This window comes from Stenotrophomonas lacuserhaii (assembly GCF_014836545.1).
GTDB lineage: Bacteria > Pseudomonadota > Gammaproteobacteria > Xanthomonadales > Xanthomonadaceae > Stenotrophomonas > Stenotrophomonas lacuserhaii.
Genome location: NZ_JACSQS010000006.1, coordinates 1 through 17,080, shown reverse-complemented (window position 1 = coordinate 17,080; position 17,080 = coordinate 1). Strand labels below are relative to the sequence as shown.

At 64.1% G+C, this 17,080-nt stretch carries 16 protein-coding genes and 2 tRNA genes; all 18 read left to right on the top strand.

Annotation, left to right across the window (positions count from 1 at the left end; translation table 11 throughout):
- Window positions 1–389: 389 nt before the first annotated feature.
- The 18 genes from tpiA (at window position 390) to H9654_RS07585 (ending at window position 17,080) form a co-directional block, all read left to right on the top strand.
- A complete protein-coding gene (gene tpiA / locus H9654_RS07670) occupies window positions 390–1,145 on the top strand; it encodes a triose-phosphate isomerase (RefSeq protein WP_182657184.1) in 756 nt (251 codons plus the stop codon).
- A gap of 28 nt (window positions 1,146–1,173) precedes the next feature.
- Window positions 1,174–1,629 (top strand): preprotein translocase subunit SecG, encoded by a 456-nt coding sequence (gene secG, locus H9654_RS07665; RefSeq protein ID WP_191770247.1) that lies wholly within the window; start codon window positions 1,174–1,176, stop codon window positions 1,627–1,629.
- Between the two features lie 51 nt (window positions 1,630–1,680).
- A tRNA-Leu gene (locus H9654_RS07660) sits at window positions 1,681–1,765 on the top strand.
- Window positions 1,766–1,881: 116 nt separating this feature from the next.
- Complete coding sequence (locus H9654_RS07655) at window positions 1,882–2,238, top strand: NADH-quinone oxidoreductase subunit A (protein WP_042614960.1); 357 nt, start codon at window positions 1,882–1,884, stop codon at window positions 2,236–2,238.
- Complete coding sequence (locus H9654_RS07650) at window positions 2,229–2,783, top strand: NuoB/complex I 20 kDa subunit family protein (RefSeq protein WP_042614961.1); 555 nt, start codon at window positions 2,229–2,231, stop codon at window positions 2,781–2,783. Before H9654_RS07655 ends, H9654_RS07650 begins: the two co-directional genes overlap by 10 nt.
- Window positions 2,784–2,816: 33 nt before the next feature.
- A complete protein-coding gene (locus H9654_RS07645; RefSeq protein WP_101100728.1) occupies window positions 2,817–3,563 on the top strand; it encodes an NADH-quinone oxidoreductase subunit C in 747 nt (248 codons plus the stop codon).
- Window positions 3,564–3,574: 11 nt separating this feature from the next.
- A complete protein-coding gene (locus H9654_RS07640) occupies window positions 3,575–4,882 on the top strand; it encodes an NADH-quinone oxidoreductase subunit D (RefSeq protein WP_191770462.1) in 1,308 nt (435 codons plus the stop codon).
- A gap of 97 nt (window positions 4,883–4,979) precedes the next feature.
- Entirely contained in the window at window positions 4,980–5,507 is a 528-nt protein-coding gene (nuoE, locus tag H9654_RS07635; protein WP_042614963.1) for an NADH-quinone oxidoreductase subunit NuoE, read from the top strand.
- A gap of 3 nt (window positions 5,508–5,510) precedes the next feature.
- On the top strand, window positions 5,511–6,851 hold the full coding sequence (gene nuoF / locus H9654_RS07630; protein WP_191770244.1) for an NADH-quinone oxidoreductase subunit NuoF: 1,341 nt from the start codon (window positions 5,511–5,513) through the stop codon (window positions 6,849–6,851).
- Window positions 6,848–9,082 carry an NADH-quinone oxidoreductase subunit NuoG gene (gene nuoG / locus H9654_RS07625; RefSeq protein WP_191770242.1) on the top strand — a complete coding sequence of 745 codons (2,235 nt, stop codon included), beginning with the start codon at window positions 6,848–6,850 and terminating at the stop codon, window positions 9,080–9,082. Before nuoF ends, nuoG begins: the two co-directional genes overlap by 4 nt.
- Window positions 9,079–10,173: an NADH-quinone oxidoreductase subunit NuoH gene (nuoH, locus tag H9654_RS07620; RefSeq protein WP_042614966.1), complete on the top strand. Its 1,095-nt coding sequence runs from the start codon at window positions 9,079–9,081 to the stop codon at window positions 10,171–10,173. The genes nuoG and nuoH overlap by 4 nt, the downstream gene beginning before the upstream one ends.
- 4 nt (window positions 10,174–10,177) lie before the next feature.
- Window positions 10,178–10,666, top strand: coding sequence for an NADH-quinone oxidoreductase subunit NuoI (gene nuoI, locus H9654_RS07615; RefSeq protein ID WP_042614967.1), 489 nt, complete (start codon window positions 10,178–10,180; stop codon window positions 10,664–10,666).
- Between the two features lie 9 nt (window positions 10,667–10,675).
- Window positions 10,676–11,347 carry an NADH-quinone oxidoreductase subunit J gene (locus tag H9654_RS07610; RefSeq protein WP_182657186.1) on the top strand — a complete coding sequence of 224 codons (672 nt, stop codon included), beginning with the start codon at window positions 10,676–10,678 and terminating at the stop codon, window positions 11,345–11,347.
- Complete coding sequence (gene nuoK / locus H9654_RS07605) at window positions 11,344–11,649, top strand: NADH-quinone oxidoreductase subunit NuoK (RefSeq protein WP_042614969.1); 306 nt, start codon at window positions 11,344–11,346, stop codon at window positions 11,647–11,649. Before H9654_RS07610 ends, nuoK begins: the two co-directional genes overlap by 4 nt.
- Window positions 11,650–11,656: 7 nt before the next feature.
- Window positions 11,657–13,852 carry an NADH-quinone oxidoreductase subunit L gene (nuoL, locus tag H9654_RS07600; RefSeq protein WP_191770241.1) on the top strand — a complete coding sequence of 732 codons (2,196 nt, stop codon included), beginning with the start codon at window positions 11,657–11,659 and terminating at the stop codon, window positions 13,850–13,852.
- Between the two features lie 23 nt (window positions 13,853–13,875).
- Complete coding sequence (locus tag H9654_RS07595) at window positions 13,876–15,384, top strand: NADH-quinone oxidoreductase subunit M (RefSeq protein WP_042614971.1); 1,509 nt, start codon at window positions 13,876–13,878, stop codon at window positions 15,382–15,384.
- Window positions 15,385–15,420: 36 nt separating this feature from the next.
- Complete coding sequence (nuoN, locus tag H9654_RS07590; RefSeq protein ID WP_101100734.1) at window positions 15,421–16,881, top strand: NADH-quinone oxidoreductase subunit NuoN; 1,461 nt, start codon at window positions 15,421–15,423, stop codon at window positions 16,879–16,881.
- Between the two features lie 122 nt (window positions 16,882–17,003).
- A tRNA-Met gene (locus tag H9654_RS07585) sits at window positions 17,004–17,080 on the top strand.

Sequence of the window (17,080 nt, the reverse complement as noted above, 5' to 3'; positions counted from 1 at the left end):
TTTCGCGCCATCCATGGCGCTCAACGCCCCCGCCAACCCACCCCGCCCCGCCATCGACAGGGGCGCGGTGGCCTTGGAACCTTCGGCGCTACCGCTTTTCTTCTTTTTTTTAACGCGGGTGGCGGCTACCGGAACCTGTCATGGGTCGGGCGGGGAGGCTATGCGGGGCCTTGAGCGGCAGGAGCCGCGAAGAGCTACATGGATGTACTTGCGCGTGCCCCGCATGGCCTCCCCGCCCGGCCCACCCGCAGCTCCAGCTCTCAAGCCAGCCGCGAGGGGGGTCCTCACCCGTTCGACTACCCGCAGACACGATGTAACCGGTTACGGCCCAACGGCGGATAATTTCATTCGTTATCATGTCCGGCTGATACGAAACGGAGCCATCGCCCATGCGCCGCAAGATCGTCGCCGGAAACTGGAAACTGCACGGAACCCGTGAGTTCGCCACCACCCTGGTCACCGACATCGCCAACGGGGCGCCGGAGCAGGGGGTCGAGCTGGTGATCCTGCCGCCGCTGCCGTACCTCGGCGAGCTCGCCGATGATTTCGCCGATACCGCCGTTGCCTTTGGTGCCCAGGACGTCAGCAGCAACGAGAAGGGCGCCTACACCGGCGAAGTCTCGGCCAGCATGCTGCACGAAGTGGGCGCCCGTTATGGCCTGGTCGGGCATTCCGAGCGCCGCCAGTACCATCACGAGAGCAGTGAGCTGGTCGCGCGCAAGTTCGCCGCCGCGCTGCATGCCGGCCTGGTGCCGGTGCTGTGCGTGGGCGAGACCCTGGAGCAGCGCGAAGCGGGCCAGACCGAAGCGGTGATCGCCAGCCAGCTGGCTCCGGTGCTGGCACTGGTGGGCGGGCAGGGCTTCGAAAACGCCGTGGTGGCCTACGAGCCGGTCTGGGCAATCGGCACCGGGCGCACCGCCAGCAAGGAGCAGGCCCAGCAGGTGCATGCCTTCATCCGTGGCGAAGTGGCCAAGGTGGATGCTAGAATCGCCGATTCCCTGACCATCCTTTACGGTGGCAGCGTGAAGCCTGACAATGCCGCCGAGCTGTTCGCACAGCCCGACGTCGATGGCGGGCTGGTGGGTGGCGCCTCGTTGGTGGCCGCCGATTTTCTGGCCATCGCCCAGGCGGCGGCTGCAACCTGATTAGAAGTAGTCCGAGGACGGATTCCAGATGCTGATGTTGATCCTCAATGTCGTTTACGTGCTGGTCGCAGTGGCCATGATCGCGCTGATCCTGATGCAGCGTGGTTCCGGTGCCGCCGCTGGCTCGGGCTTTGGTGCCGGCGCCTCGGGCACGGTGTTCGGCGCGCGTGGTGCGTCCAACTTCATGTCCAAGTCCACCAAGTGGCTGGCCGTGGTGTTTTTTGGCATCAGCCTGTTCATGGCGTGGTATGCCGGCCATGGCAGCCGCCCGGCCGAGCAGCAGGGCCTCGGCCTGATGGCCGCGCCGGCCGCCAGCGTCCCGGCTGCACCAGCGGGTGAGCGTCCGGCCAGCGTGCCGGCGGCCGATCCGGTGCCGGTGCAGCAGCCTGCCCAGCAGCTGGTTCCGGCCGCGACTGTGCCGGCTCAGGCGGAATCTTCAAATTCTGGCGAAGAAAAGCAGCCGGAAGGCTCCCAGAAAGACTGAAGACGGTTACAATACGCCGCGCACTGGATGGATAGTCCAGCGTGATCGTAAGCCCAGGTGGCGGAATTGGTAGACGCACTACCTTGAGGTGGTAGCGACTTAGGTCGTAGGGGTTCGAGTCCCCTCTTGGGCACCATTTAGTAAGTAAAGCGGGTACGTCCGGCGCGCTCTGCGCCGGGTAGCGTTGTCCCCGTCCACTCCCCCATGCCAAAGCGCCTGCAGGCGCGGCGGCAGAGGCAAGAGAGAATCGCTGTGCTGGCCGAATATTTGCCGTCTCTGCTGTTTCTGATCGTCGCTACCGGTATCGGCATCACGCTGATGCTGATTGGACGATTCCTCGGCCCACGCCGTCCCGATCTGCAGAAGCTCTCGCCGTACGAATGCGGCTTCGAGGCTTTTGAAGACGCACGCATGAAGTTCGACGTGCGTTATTACCTGATCGCGATCCAGTTCATCGTCTTCGATCTGGAAATCATCTTCATCGTGCCCTGGACCCAGGTCTTCATGGAGCTCGGCGCGCGTTCGCTGGTCACCATGGGCCTGTTCGTGGGCATGCTGTTCCTCGGCTTCATTTACGTCTGGAAGAAGGGAGCGCTGGAATGGGAGTGATCCAAACTCTCGACGGCCTGATGAACAACCCCACCCCGGAAGGGCGGGTTGACGACATCCTGCGACCGGCTGGCGATAATCCGCTGCTGGAAAAGGGCTATGTCACCACCAGCGTCGATGCCCTGTTGAACTGGGCCCGTACCGGTTCGATGTGGCCGATGACCTTCGGCCTGGCCTGCTGCGCCGTTGAAATGATGCACGCCGGTGCCGCGCGCCTGGACCTGGACCGTTACGGCGTGGTGTTCCGCCCGTCGCCGCGCCAGTCCGACGTGATGATCGTGGCCGGTACGCTGGTCAACAAGATGGCCCCGGCGCTGCGCAAGGTCTACGACCAGATGCCGGACCCGAAGTGGGTCATCTCGATGGGGAGCTGCGCCAACGGTGGCGGCTACTACCATTACTCCTATTCGGTTGTTCGCGGTTGCGATCGCGTGGTGCCGGTGGACATCTACGTCCCGGGCTGCCCGCCAACCGCCGAAGCGCTGGTGTACGGGATCCTGCAGCTGCAGAAGAAGATCTGGCGTACGCAGACCATCGCCCGCTGACCCTTCCACACTACAAGAGCGCGCCAAGCCCCCATGGCAGAGCAAGCATCCTTCATCGACCGACTTTCCGCCCGCTTCACCGGCGGCAAGGTCATCGTGGTCGAACCCCGCGGCGAAGTGACGCTGGAAGTGCCTGCCTCGGATTGGCACGCCACCGCGCTCGCGTTGCGTGACGAATTTGGTTTCGAGCAGTCCGTCGACCTGTGCGGCGTCGATTACCTCGGTTACGGCTCTGACGAATGGGACACCGCTGACGTGTCCTCGCAGGGCTTCAGCCGCGGTGTCGAAGGCAAGGGCGCGGGCCGCTTTGCCTGGGGTGAATTCCCCAGCGAAGAAGATGCCGGCGGCGCACAGCCGCAGCACATGCCGACCCAGCGCTTCGCCGTGGTCGCGCAGCTGCGCTCGTACCAGCACAACCTGATGCTGCACCTGCGCTGCTTCGCCCCGAACGAGGGCCTGCCGGTCGTGCGTTCGCTGACCGACGTCTGGCCGGGCCTGAACTGGTTCGAGCGCGAAGCGTTCGATCTGTTCGGCGTCATCTTCGAAGGCCACCCGGACCTGCGCCGCATCCTGACCGACTACGGATTCGTCGGCCATCCGTTCCGCAAGGACTTCCCGCTGATCGGCAACGTCGAAGTGCGTTACGACGAAGAGAAGAAGCGCGTGGTCTATGAGCCGGTCACCTCGGTGGAGCCACGCGTCGGCGTGCCGCGCGTGATCCGTGACGACGCCCGCCTGCAGACCGCAGCCGGCGAGCGTTCGCAGGAGGCAATGAAGTGAGTGCACAGGTCATCAAGCCGGTCGAACAGGCGCACGCCGCCTTCGCCAGCAACGCTGCCGAGAACCGGCAGGAAATCCGCAATTACACGATGAATTTCGGCCCGCAGCATCCGGCCGCGCACGGTGTGCTGCGCCTGATCCTGGAAATGGACGGCGAAACCATCATGCGTGCCGACCCGCACGTCGGCCTGCTGCACCGTGGCACCGAAAAGCTGGCCGAATCCAAGCCGTTCAACCAGTCCATCGGTTACATGGACCGCCTGGATTACGTGTCGATGATGTGCAACGAGCACGCTTACGTGCGTGCCATCGAGACCCTGATGGGGATCGAAGCGCCGGAGCGTGCGCAGTACATCCGCACCATGTTCGACGAAATCACCCGCATCCTGAATCACCTGATGTGGCTGGGTTCCAACGCGCTCGACCTGGGTGCGATGGCGGTGATGCTGTACGCCTTCCGTGAGCGCGAAGAGCTGATGGACTGCTACGAAGCAGTGTCCGGCGCCCGCATGCACGCGGCGTACTACCGTCCGGGCGGCGTCTACCGCGACCTGCCGGACCACATGCCGAAGTACAAGGAATCGCGCTGGCACAAGGGCAACGCCCTGAAGCAGCTGAACGCATCGCGCGAAGGCTCGCTGCTCGATTTCATCGAGAACTTCACCAACGAATTCCCGGGCCGCGTCGACGAGTACGAAACCCTGCTCACCGACAACCGCATCTGGAAGCAGCGTACCGTCGGCATCGGCGTGGTCACCCCGGAGCTGGCCCACCAGTGGGGCATGACCGGCGTGATGCTGCGGGGTTCGGGCGTTGCCTGGGACCTGCGCAAGAAGCGTCCGTACGCCAAGTACGATGCCGTCGATTTCGACATCCCGCTGGGCAAGGAAGGCGACTGCTACGACCGCTACCTGTGCCGCGTGGCCGAAATGCGCGAGTCCAACCGCATCATCAAGCAGTGCGTGGCGTGGCTGAAGGCCAACCCGGGCCCGGTGATCGTCAACAACTTCAAGGTCGCGCCGCCGTCCCGCGAGGCGATGAAGGACGACATGGAAGCGCTGATCCACCATTTCAAGCTGTTCAGTGAAGGCTACTGCGTGCCGGCCGGCGAAACCTATGCCGCCGTCGAAGCGCCAAAGGGTGAGTTCGGCTGCTACCTGATGTCCGACGGCGCCAACAAGCCGTTCCGCGTGCACCTGCGTGCGCCGGGCTTCGCCCACCTGTCCTCGATCGATTCGATCGTGCGCGGCCACATGCTGGCCGACGTGGTGGCGATGATCGGCACCTACGACCTGGTGTTCGGCGAGGTCGACCGGTGAACCCGGCCGATCTGACCCTCTTTCCTGCAGGCAGCCGGCGCAAGCCGGCGCCGCAGCATATGGAATTCCAAGACATGCATTTCGCTGAGGTCGGCCGATGAAGGCGACAGGTAATTTCGAGGCGGCGCGCGACGTCGATCCGATGGTGGTGCTGAGCGACAAGACCCGTGCTCACATCGATCACTGGCTGTCCAAGTTCCCGCCGGACCGCAAGCGCTCGGCCGTGCTGCAGGGCCTGCACGCCGCGCAGGAGCAGAATGCCGGCTGGCTGACCGACGAGCTGATCGCCGGCGTGGCCAAGTACCTGGACCTGCCGCCGGTGTGGGCCTACGAGGTCGCCAGCTTCTACTCGATGTTCGAGCTGGAGAAGGTCGGTCGCCACAACGTGGCGTTCTGCACCAACATCAGCTGCTGGTTGAACGGTGCCGAAGACCTGGTCGCGCACGCCGAGAAGAAACTCGGTTGCCGCACCGGTCAGTCCACCGCTGACGGACGTATCTATCTCAAGCGCGAAGAAGAGTGCCTGGCCGGTTGTGCCGGTGCACCGATGATGGTCATCAACGGCCATTACCACGAGCGCCTGACCGTCGAGAAAGTCGACGAGTTGCTGGACGGGTTGGAGTAAGCCATGGCACATCATCACGCACCCAGTGGTCCGGTCGGTCCCGCACCGTTGCCGCACCAGGTGGTCTACACCACCCTGCATTACGACACCCCGTGGTCGTACGAAAGCTACCTCAAGACCGGTGGTTATGCCGCCCTGCGCAAGATCCTCGAAGAGAAGATCCCGCCGGAGCAGGTCATCGAGATGGTCAAGCAGTCCAACCTGCGCGGCCGTGGCGGTGCCGGTTTCCCGACCGGGCTGAAGTGGTCCTTCATGCCCAAGGGCACGATGCAGAAGTACATCCTGTGCAATTCGGATGAATCCGAGCCGGGTACCTGCAAGGACCGCGACATCCTGCGTTACAACCCGCATTCGGTGGTGGAAGGCATGGCGATCGCCTGCTACGCCACCGGCAGCACCGTGGGCTACAACTACCTGCGTGGTGAGTTCCACCACGAGCCGTTCGAGAACTTCGAACAGGCCCTGGCCGACGCGTACGCGAACGGCTGGCTGGGCAAGGACATCCTCGGCAGCGGCGTGGACATCGACATCTACGGTGCGCTGGGCGCCGGCGCCTACATCTGCGGCGAAGAGACCGCGCTGATGGAATCGCTGGAAGGCAAGAAGGGCCAGCCGCGCTACAAGCCGCCGTTCCCGGCGAACTTCGGCCTGTACGGCAAGCCCAGCACCATCAACAACACCGAGACCTATGCCTCGGTGCCGGCGATCATCCGCAACGGTCCAGAGTGGTTCGCCGGTCTGTCGCTGACCAAGAACGGCGGTCCGAAGATCTTCTCGGTGTCCGGCTGCGTGCAGCAGGGCGGCAACTTTGAAGTGCCGCTGGGCACCACCTTCGACGAGCTGCTGGAAATGGCCGGCGGCCTGAAGCCGGGCCGCACGCTGAAGGGCGCAGTCCCGGGTGGCGTGTCGATGCCGGTGCTGAAGGCCGAAGAGCTGAAGGGCCTGCAGATGGACTACGACACCCTGCGTGCCCTCGGCACCGGGCTGGGGTCGGGCGCCATCGTGGTGCTGGATGACAGCGTATGCTGCGTCAAGTTCGCCTGCCGCATCAGCCAGTTCTTCCACAAGGAATCCTGTGGCCAGTGCACCCCGTGCCGTGAAGGCACCGGCTGGATGCACCGGGTGCTGGAGCGCATCGTCGCCGGCAAGGCCACGATGGAAGACCTGCACCAGTTGAAGGCCGTGGCCGGCCAGATCGAAGGCCACACCATCTGTGCGTTCGGTGAAGCGGCGGCATGGCCCATCCAGGGTTTCCTGCGCCAGTTCTGGGACGAATTCGAGTACTACATCGTCAACGGTCATTCGATGGTTGACGGCAAGAAGGTGGAGGCTGCTGCCGCATGAGCGCGCAACCCGTAACGCCCAACGTGCCACCGGACCACGTGACCGTCGAAATCGACGGCCAGTCGCTGGTGGTGCCCAAGGGTTCGATGATCATCCAGGCCGCCGACAAGGCCGGCATTCCGATCCCGCGCTTCTGCTATCACGAGAAGCTGCCGATCGCCGCCAACTGCCGGATGTGCCTGGTGGACGTGGAGAAGTCGCCGAAGCCGGCGCCTGCCTGCGCCACCCCGGTGATGGATGGCATGAAGGTCGCCACCCGCAGCGAAAAAGCGCTCAAGTTCCAGCGTTCGGTGATGGAGTTCCTGCTCATCAACCATCCGCTGGACTGCCCGGTCTGCGACCAGGGCGGTGAGTGCGAGCTGCAGGACGTGTCGCTGGGCTATGGCCGTTCGGTCAGCCGCTTCAACGAGCGCAAGCGCGTGGTGGTGGACGAGGACATGGGGCCGCTGGTGGCCACCGAGATGACCCGGTGCATCCAGTGCACCCGTTGCGTCCGCTTCACCGCCGACGTGGCCGGTACCTATGAACTGGGTGGCATGTACCGCGGTGAGAACCTGCAGATCGGTACCTACGACGGCAAGCCGCTGACCACCGAACTGTCCGGCAACGTGGTGGATGTGTGCCCCGTCGGCGCGCTGACCAACAAGGTGTTCCAGTTCCGTGCGCGTCCGTGGGAACTGACCGCGCGCGAATCGCTGGGTTACCACGATGCGATGGGCTCCAACCTGTTCCTTCACGTGCGTCGCGGCGAAGTGCTGCGCACCGTGCCGCGCGACAACGAGCTGGTCAACGAATGCTGGCTGTCCGATCGTGACCGCTACTCGCACCAGGGCCTGTACAGCGAAGACCGTGCGGTCAAGCCGCTGCGCAAGGTCAACGGCGAGTGGAAGGAAGTGAGCTGGGCCGAAGGCTTGGCTGCCGCCGCTGACATCCTGAAGGCCAACCAGGGCGATGCCCTGGGCGTGCTGGTACACCCGTCTACCTCGAACGAGGAGGGCGCGCTGCTGGCCCGCCTGGCATCGGGCCTGGGTACGACCAACATCGACCACCGCATCAACAACCGCGACTTCTCCGACGCGGCGACCGCCGAAGTGTTCGGGCTGCCGCTGGCCGAAATCGAAGGCGCCGACCAGATCGTGGTGCTGGGCAGCAACATCCGCCATGAGCTTCCGCTGCTGCATGCCCGCCTGCGCAAGGCGCAGACCAGCAACGGCGCGAAGATCCACGTGGTCAACCCGGTCGACTTCGACTTCGCCTTCAGCATCGCCAGCAAGCAGATCGTCGCCCCGTCGACCTTCGCCGGCGCGCTGGAAAACGCAGACCTACGTTCGGCGGTGCAGGGCGGTCGCAACACCGTGCTGATCGTCGGTGGCATCGCCGAAAACCACCCGCAGGCCGCCGCGATCCGCGCCGCTGCGCGTGATTTCGCTGCTGCGACCGGTGCCAGGCTGTGCCGTATCCCGCAGGGCGCCAATGCCATCGGCCTGACCCGCGCCGGCGTGCTGCCGGCCGGCAAGGACGTGGCCGGCATGCTGGCCCAGCCGCGCCAGGCCTACGTGGTCTATGGCCTCGAGCCGGGCCTGGATTTCGCCGACGCCCCCGCCGCCCGCAAGGCGCTGGCCGGTGCCCAGGTAGTGGCCTTCAGCCAGTTCGCCTGCGCCTCGACCCGCGATGTCGCCGACGTGATCCTGCCGATCGGCGCATTGCCGGAAATCGACGCCACGCTGACCAATCTCGATGGTCGCTCGCAGTCGGCACGCGCCGGCGGCAAGCTGCCGGGTGAGGCCCGCGAGGGCTGGCGCGTGCTGCGCGCCCTGGGTGGCGAAATGGCACTGGCCGGTTTCGAGTTCATCGACCTGGCCGGCCTGCGCGCCAGCCTGGCACCGGTGAGCGTGACGGTCGCCGCTTCGTCGGCCGCTTCCGTGGCCAGCGAAGGCCTGGAAGTGGCGTCGACCGCGGCGATCTACCGCACCGACGCGGTGGTCCGTCGTGCACCGGCGCTGCAGTCGCATCCGCTCAACACCGCCCCGCGCATCGTGCTTAATGCCACCGATGCCGCACGACTGCAGCTGCAGGAAGGCCAGATGGCCAAGGTCGGCACCGAGGCCGGCCGGGCCACGCTGCCGGTGGTGGTAGACGCCCGCGTCGCCGCGGGTTCGGTCTGGATTGAATCGGGCCACGGTGCAACCGCACCGCTGGGCGCCGCACGCGTAACGGTGGTGGCTGCATGAACGAATTGCTGTTGAACGCAGTGGACCCGCTGCACCAGTGGCTGCTTGGCCTTGGTGAGATCGGCGCCCTGCTGTGGATCATCCTGAAGATCCTGGTGATCACCATGCCGGTGATCATTTCGGTGGCCTTCTACGTGGTCTGGGAACGCAAGCTGATCGGCTGGATGCACGTCCGCCACGGCCCGATGTACGTGGGCATGGGCATCTTCCAGGCCTTCGCCGACGTCTTCAAGCTGCTGTTCAAGGAAGTGCTGCAGCCGGCCAATGCGCACAAGGTGTTGTTCCTGCTGGCGCCGTTGATCACCCTGGCACCGGCCTTCGCGGCCTGGTCGGTGGTGCCCTTCGATGCGCAGCTGGTGCTGTCCAACGCCAACGCCGGCCTGCTGTACCTGCTGGCGATGACCTCGCTGGGCGTGTACGGCATCATCCTGGCCGGTTGGGCATCCAACTCGAAGTACGCGTTCCTCGGTGCGATGCGTGCCTCGGCGCAGATGATCAGCTACGAGATCGCCATGGGCTTTGCCCTGGTCGGCGTGATGATCGCCTCGGGCAGCCTCAACCTGACTGGCATCGTGATGGCGCAGGCCGGCAACTCCGGCTTCCTGGACTGGTTCCTGCTGCCGCTGTTCCCGCTGTTCGTCGTGTACTGGGTGTCCGGCGTGGCCGAAACCAACCGCGCGCCGTTCGACGTGGTGGAGGGCGAATCGGAAATCGTCGCCGGCCACATGGTGGAATACTCCGGCGGTGCGTTCGCGCTGTTCTTCCTGGCCGAATACGCGAACATGATCCTGATCAGCTTCCTGATCGCGATCTTCTTCCTCGGTGGCTGGTTGAGCCCGATCCAGGGCTGGGTGAACCCGGGCGCGATCTCGCCGTTCATCGACTGGATCTGGACCGGCGGCTGGCCGTGGCTGTTCATCAAGGTGTTCTTCTTCGCCAGCGCCTACATCTGGTTCCGTGCCAGCTTCCCGCGCTTCCGCTATGACCAGATCATGCGGCTGGGCTGGAAGGTCTTCATCCCGCTGACCATTTTCTGGATCGCGGTCACCGCCTTGATGGTGTTCTTCGGCGTGATTCAAAAGGGTGTCTAACGTAATGAACAGGATTACCCATTACTTCAAGAGCCTGCTGCTGCTGGAGCTGTTGGCCGGGCTGTGGCTGACGCTGAAGTACAGCTTCAAGCCGAAGTACACCATGATGTACCCGATGGAAAAGTTCCCGCAGTCCCCGCGCTTCCGCGGCCTGCACGCCCTGCGCCGATATCCCAACGGTGAAGAGCGCTGCATCGCCTGCAAGCTGTGCGAAGCGGTCTGCCCGGCACTGGCCATCACCATCGATTCGGCCAAGCGCGAGGACGGCACCCGCCGCACCACGCGTTACGACATCGATCTGTTCAAGTGCATCTTCTGTGGCTTCTGCGAAGAAAGCTGCCCGGTGGACTCGATCGTGGAGACCCACATCCTCGAGTACCACTTCGAGAATCGTGGCGAAAACATCGTTACCAAGCCGCAGCTGCTGGCCCTGGGTGATCGGCTTGAAACCGAAATCGCCGAGCGCCGTGCCGCCGACGCCGCTTACCGCTGAGGTCGAGACATGGATTGGGTAAATATCGCTTTCTGGGTTTTCGCCATCGCAGCCGGTGTTTCGGCCGCGGCGGTGATCAGTGCGCGCAGCCCGGTCAACGCCGTGCTCTGCCTGGTGCTGACCTTCTTCTCCGTGGCCTGCATCTGGATCCTGGTCGGCGCTGAGTTCCTCGGCGTGGCCCTGGTGCTGGTGTATGTCGGCGCGGTGATGGTGCTGTTCCTGTTCGTGGTGATGATGCTGGACATCGACACCGACAACCTGCGCGAAGGCTGGGTACGTTACCTGCCGGTCGGGCTGGTGGTCGCGGTGGTGATGCTGGTGCAGATCGTCACCCTGATCGGCGTGCGGGGCAGGGCGGTCAACCCGTTCCCGGCCGACAACGCCGCTGCGCTGGCCGCAGACACGTCCAACATCACCTGGCTGGCCCGCAGCCTGTTCACCGAGTACCTGCTGCCGTTCGAGTTCGCCGCGGTCATCCTGACCGTTGCAGTGGTCGCCGCCGTGATGCTGACCCTGCGTCATCGCACCGGCATCAAGACGCAGAACCCCGGCGAGCAGACCATGGTCAAGTCGCGTGACCGCCTCACCGTAGTCAAGATGGACGTCGACCAGCCGTTCGTGCACAGCAACACCAAGGCCGCCGTCGATATGCCGGCAGCCGGCGAGGAGACCAAGCCATGATCACGTTGGGCCATATCCTGGCGCTGGGTGCGGTGCTGTTCTGCATCAGCCTGGCCGGCATCTTCCTCAACCGGAAGAACGTCATCGTCCTGCTGATGTCCATCGAACTGATGCTGCTGTCGGTGAACATCAATTTCGTCGGGTTCTCGCGCGAACTGGGTGACACGGCCGGCCAGCTGTTCGTGTTCTTCATCCTCACCGTCGCAGCCGCCGAGGCCGCCATCGGCCTGGCAATCCTGGTGACCCTGTTCCGTACACGTCGAACGATCAATGTCGGCGAAGTCGATTCGTTGAAGGGCTGATTAACAGATGGAAATCACACTCGCCAAGAGTCTGTTGATCGCAGTGGTGCTTGCACCGCTGTTCGGCAGCATCATCGCCGGCCTGTTCGGTCGTCAGGTCGGGCGCCTCGGCGCGCAGACCATCACCATCCTCGGCGTGGCGGTCAGCTGCGCCCTGTCGATGTACGTGTTCTACCAGCTGTTGTGGGGTGGCGCGCAGCCGTTCAACGAGAACCTGTACACCTTCTTCGAAGTCGGCCAGTACTCGGCGCATGTCGGTTTCATGGTTGACAAGCTCACCGCCATGATGATGGTGGTGGTGACCTTCGTGTCGCTGCTGGTGCACATCTACACCATCGGCTACATGGAAGAAGATCCGGGTTACCAGCGCTTCTTCAGCTACATCTCGTTGTTCACCTTCTCCATGCTGACGCTGGTGATGAGCAACAACTTCCTGCAGCTGTTCTTCGGCTGGGAAGCGGTGGGACTGGTGTCCTACCTGCTGATCGGTTTCTGGTTCAAGCGCCCGACCGCGATCTTCGCCAACATGAAGGCCTTCCTGGTCAACCGTGTCGGTGACTTCGGCTTCCTGCTGGGTATCGGCGGCGTGTTGTGGGTGTTCGGCACCCTCGACTACGCGACCGTATTCGCCAAGATCATGGATCCGGAGCTGGCCAACGGTGCCATCCAGGTATGGTCCGGTTCGATCGACCTGTTCGGCCTGCACACCCTCCAGGTACTGGAACAGCCGGTCGTCTGGGCCAGCGCCACGGTGATCTGCATCTGCCTGTTCATCGGCGCGATGGGCAAGTCGGCCCAGGTGCCGCTGCACGTCTGGCTGCCGGACTCGATGGAAGGCCCGACCCCGATCTCGGCCCTGATCCACGCCGCGACCATGGTCACCGCCGGCATCTTCATGGTGACCCGCATGTCGCCGCTGTTCGAGCTGTCGCCGACCGCGCTGAACTTCGTGCTGTTCATCGGTGCCACCACGGCGTTCTTCACCGGCCTGATCGGCATCGTGCAGAACGACATCAAGCGCGTCGTTGCGTACTCCACGCTGTCCCAGCTGGGCTACATGACCGTGGCGCTGGGCGTCTCGGCGTACTCGGCCGCGGTGTTCCACCTGATGACCCACGCCTTCTTCAAGGCGCTGCTGTTCCTCGGTGCGGGTTCGGTGATCATCGCCATGCACCACGAGCAGGACATGCGCAGGATGGGCGGCCTGCGCAAGTACATGCCGATCACCTTCATCACCATGTGGATCGGTACGCTGGCCCTGGTCGGCACCCCGTTCTTCTCCGGCTTCTACTCGAAGGACACCATCATCGAGGCGGCTGAGATCCACGCGCACATGTCCAGCAGCTGGGTGGCAACCTATGCCTACTGGGCGGTGCTGGGTGGCGTGCTGGTGACCAGTTTCTACAGCTTCCGCCTGCTGTTCCTGACCTTCCATGGCAAGGAACGCTTCCGTGACGTGGCCCACGACGACCACGGCCATGGCCACGATGCGCATGCGCACGATGACCATGCCCATGCCGCCGACGCGCATGCCGACCACGGCCACGACGACCATGGTCACGGCCATGGCCCGCACGAGCCGCATGAAACCCCGTGGGTGGTGACGCTGCCGCTGATCCTGCTGGCGATCCCGTCGATCATCATCGGCTTCTTCAGCATCGGTCCGATGCTGCATGGCACCGACTGGGCCGGACACCACGCCCATGAAGGCATCAAGGGCCAGGCCACCAACTTCTTCACCGGCATCGTGGACTTCTACGACCCGGCCAAGAACACCGTGGGCTTCCTCGGCGAGCACTTCCATGGCCCGGTGGCGTTCGCGCTGCATGGCATGACCGCCTGGCCGTTCTTCCTGACCGTGGCAGGCTTCCTGCTCGCCGTGATCTTCTACCTGTGGAAGCCGGACCTGTCGGGCCGGGCGCGCAGGACCTTCGCGCCGATCGTGTCGGTGCTGGAAAACAAATACGGCATGGACACGCTGTGGATCGACGGCTTTGCCGGCGGCAGCGTCAAGCTGGGCAGGGTGGCGCGCTGGCTCGACACGAACATCGTCGACGGCACCGTCAACCTGGTCGCACGTGGGGCGGACGTGGCAGCCAATGTGCTGCGTCGTACCCAATCCGGTTTCCTCTATCACTACGCCTTCGCGATGATCATCGGCCTGATTGCCCTCCTGGGCCTGCTGATGCATTACCTGCGTTGATGACCTGTACGGAATAAGAAAACGTGTCGAACTGGCCCCTACTTAGTGTCCTCATCTGGCTGCCGATCATCGGTGGCGCCCTGGTCCTTGCCATCCGTGATGCGCAGACCGCCCGCTGGGCGTCGCTGGGTGTCGCGCTGCTGACCTTCGCCCTGAGCATCCCGCTGCTCACCGGTTACGACCCGGGCATCGACGCGCTGCAGTTCGTCGAAACCCGCGCTTGGATCCCGGCCTACGACATCGGCTACAACCTGGGCGTGGACGGCATCGCCATCGCGCTGATCGCGCTGACCACGCTGGTCAGCGTGCTCGCGCTGATCGGCGCCTGGAGTGCCATCGACAAGCGCGTGAACCAGTACGTGGCGGCCTTCCTGATCCTGGAAGGCGTCACCGTCGGCATCTTCGCTGCCACCGACGCGATGCTGTTCTACGTGTTCTTCGAAGCGATGCTGATCCCGATGTTCCTGATCATCGGCGTCTGGGGCGGGCCGCGCCGCATCTATGCCGCGCTGAAGTTCTTCCTGTACACCTTCCTCGGCTCGGTGCTGATGCTGGTGGCCCTGGTCTACCTGTACCTGAAGGGCGGCAGCTTCCAGCTGGCAGACCTGTATGCGCTGCAGCTGACCGCCACTGAGCAGACCTGGATCTTCTTCGCCTTCCTGATCGCCTTCGCGGTCAAGGTGCCGATGTTCCCGGTGCACACCTGGCTGCCGGACGCCCACGTGGAAGCCCCGACCGCCGGTTCGGTGATCCTGGCCGCCATCGCACTGAAGATCGGCGGCTACGGCTTCCTGCGCTTCAATCTGCCGATCGTCCCGGACGCCTCGATGGAATGGGCCTGGCTGGTGATCGCGCTGTCGCTGATCGCGGTGATCTACGTCGGCCTGGTCGCCCTGGTGCAGGACGACATGAAGAAGCTGATCGCCTATTCGTCGATCGCGCACATGGGCTTCGTCACGCTGGGTACGTTCATCGCCCTGTGGCTGGTGCGTGAGGCCGGCAATGCCGACGCCGCCCGCCTGGGCCTGCAGGGTGCGATGGTGCAGATGATCTCGCACGGCTTCGTGTCCGGTGCGATGTTCTCCTGCGTGGGCGTGCTGTACGACCGCATGCACAGCCGCCGCATCGCCGATTACGGCGGCGTGGTCAACGTGATGCCGTGGTTTGCGACCTTCGCGATGCTGTTCTTCATGGCCAACGCCGGCCTGCCGGGTACCTCCGGTTTCGCGGGCGAGTTCATGGTCATCATGGCGGCCTTCCAGCGTAATCCGTGGATCGCACTGGGCGCTGCCACCACCCTGATCATCGGCGCCGCCTACACGCTGTGGCTGTACAAGCGCATCTTCTTCGGTGAAGTGGCCAACGCCCACGTCGCCGAACTGAAGGACATCAACGGCCGCGAGTGGCTGGTGCTGGGCGTGTTCGCCATTGGCGTACTGGCCCTGGGCATCTACCCCAAGCCGCTGACCGACCTGATGGAGCCGTCGATCGCCAAGCTGGCGATGCAGATTGCTTCCAGCAAACTGCTCTGATCGGCCCGCCGAGCGAACTGATTCCAGGATTTGATAATGACCACCTCGCCGTTGCTGCCACTGACCGCTGCTGACCTGCCCCCGCTCGCTCCCGAGCTGGTGCTGGTCGCGAGCGCCTTCGCCCTGATGATCCTCGATCTGTTCGTCAGCAAGCAGAACAAGCTGATCACCCATCTGTTCTCGCTCGCCGCACTGGCAGTGGTGCTGGTCATGCTGGCCACCGGCACGGGCGGGCAGGGGGAGGTCTTCCACGGCATGTTCGTGCGTGACACCGCTGCCGACGTGATGAAGGTGGTGATCGTGCTGTGCAGCGGGCTGAGCCTGGTGTACGGCTGGAGCTACCTGCGCGAACGCGATCTGTTCCAGGGCGAGATTCCGGTGCTGGTGCTGTTCGCCACCGCCGGCATGATGATCCTGGTCTCCGCCGGCAGCCTGCTGATGGTCTACCTGGGCCTGGAACTGCTGGCGCTGTGCTCCTACGCGCTGGTCGCCAGCAACCGTGACAACGGCCTGGCCTCGGAAGCGGCGATGAAGTACATCGTGCTTGGTTCGCTGGCCTCCGGCCTGCTGTTGTACGGCATGTCGCTGATCTACGGCGCCACCGGCTCGCTGCACCTGGACGCGATCAACGCCGCCATCCCGCAGTCGGATGAGCGCATGCTGCTGCTGACCGGCGCGGTGTTCATGATCGCCGGCGTGGCCTTCAAGCTGGGTGCGGCGCCTTTCCACATGTGGCTGCCCGACGTCTACCAGGGTGCCCCGGCGCCGGTCGCGCTGTTCATCAGCTCGGCCCCGAAGCTGGCTGCGTTCGGCATGGCCTACCGCCTGCTGGAAGTCGGCGTGGGTCCGCTGTCGGATGAATGGAAGCTCCTGATCGGTGGCCTGGCCGCGTTGTCGCTGGTGATCGGCAACCTGATGGCGATCGCCCAGCACAACCTGAAGCGCATGCTGGCCTTCTCCACCGTGTCGCACATCGGCTTCCTGCTGATGGGCATCGCCGGTGGTGGTTCGCAGGGCTACGCCGCCGCGCTGTTCTATGCGGTGAGCTACGCGATCATGTCGACCGCCGGCTTCGGCGCGATCATCGCGATGTCGCGCAACGGCTTCGAAGCCGAGAACATCAACGACTACAAGGGCCTGAACGCCCGTAACCCGTGGATGGCGGCGCTGATCCTGTGCATCATGGCCTCGATGGCGGGTATTCCGCCGTTCCTGGGCTTCTGGACCAAGCTGGCCGTGCTGGGCGCGGCGGTCAACGGCGGCATGCTGTGGCTGGCGCTGCTGGGTGTGATCTGCGCGGTGATCGGTGCGTTCTACTACCTGCGCGTGATCAAGGTCATGTACTTCGATGAGCCGGTGGGCGAACCGCTGCCGCGCAACAACGACCGCGTGCTGGGCGTGGTGCTGGGCGTGAATGCGCTGGCGCTGCTGGCCCTGGGCTTGGCCTGGAACCCGATCATGGTGTGGTGCCAGCAGGCATTTGCACATATTTCCTGAAAAACGATACAAAGCTGCGCAATTAGTGTAATATTCGTTTCCTGAGTTGTGACTGCAGCGGTTCTGCCAGAACATCGTTGCAAGAGGCCTCCCTCGCGGGGCAGCAATTCAACCACTTCTGATGCGGGGTGGAGCAGTCTGGCAGCTCGTCGGGCTCATAACCCGAAGGTCGCAGGTTCAAATCCTGCCCCCGCTACCA

Bases quoted from the DNA above. Each gene is read 5' to 3' on its own strand.
- H9654_RS07650 (WP_042614961.1), top strand. From the start codon at position 2,229: ATGGGAGTGATCCAAACTCTCGACGGCCTGATGAACAACCCCACCCCG.
- nuoH (WP_042614966.1), top strand. From the start codon at position 9,079: ATGAACGAATTGCTGTTGAACGCAGTGGACCCGCTGCACCAGTGGCTG.
- nuoK (WP_042614969.1), top strand. From the start codon at position 11,344: ATGATCACGTTGGGCCATATCCTGGCGCTGGGTGCGGTGCTGTTCTGC.
- H9654_RS07610 (WP_182657186.1), top strand. From the start codon at position 10,676: ATGGATTGGGTAAATATCGCTTTCTGGGTTTTCGCCATCGCAGCCGGT.
- tpiA (WP_182657184.1), top strand. From the start codon at position 390: ATGCGCCGCAAGATCGTCGCCGGAAACTGGAAACTGCACGGAACCCGT.
- nuoN (WP_101100734.1), top strand. From the start codon at position 15,421: ATGACCACCTCGCCGTTGCTGCCACTGACCGCTGCTGACCTGCCCCCG.
- nuoL (WP_191770241.1), top strand. From the start codon at position 11,657: ATGGAAATCACACTCGCCAAGAGTCTGTTGATCGCAGTGGTGCTTGCA.
- nuoG (WP_191770242.1), top strand. From the start codon at position 6,848: ATGAGCGCGCAACCCGTAACGCCCAACGTGCCACCGGACCACGTGACC.
- secG (WP_191770247.1), top strand. From the start codon at position 1,174: ATGCTGATGTTGATCCTCAATGTCGTTTACGTGCTGGTCGCAGTGGCC.
- nuoE (WP_042614963.1), top strand. From the start codon at position 4,980: ATGAAGGCGACAGGTAATTTCGAGGCGGCGCGCGACGTCGATCCGATG.
- H9654_RS07645 (WP_101100728.1), top strand. From the start codon at position 2,817: ATGGCAGAGCAAGCATCCTTCATCGACCGACTTTCCGCCCGCTTCACC.
- nuoF (WP_191770244.1), top strand. From the start codon at position 5,511: ATGGCACATCATCACGCACCCAGTGGTCCGGTCGGTCCCGCACCGTTG.
- nuoI (WP_042614967.1), top strand. From the start codon at position 10,178: ATGAACAGGATTACCCATTACTTCAAGAGCCTGCTGCTGCTGGAGCTG.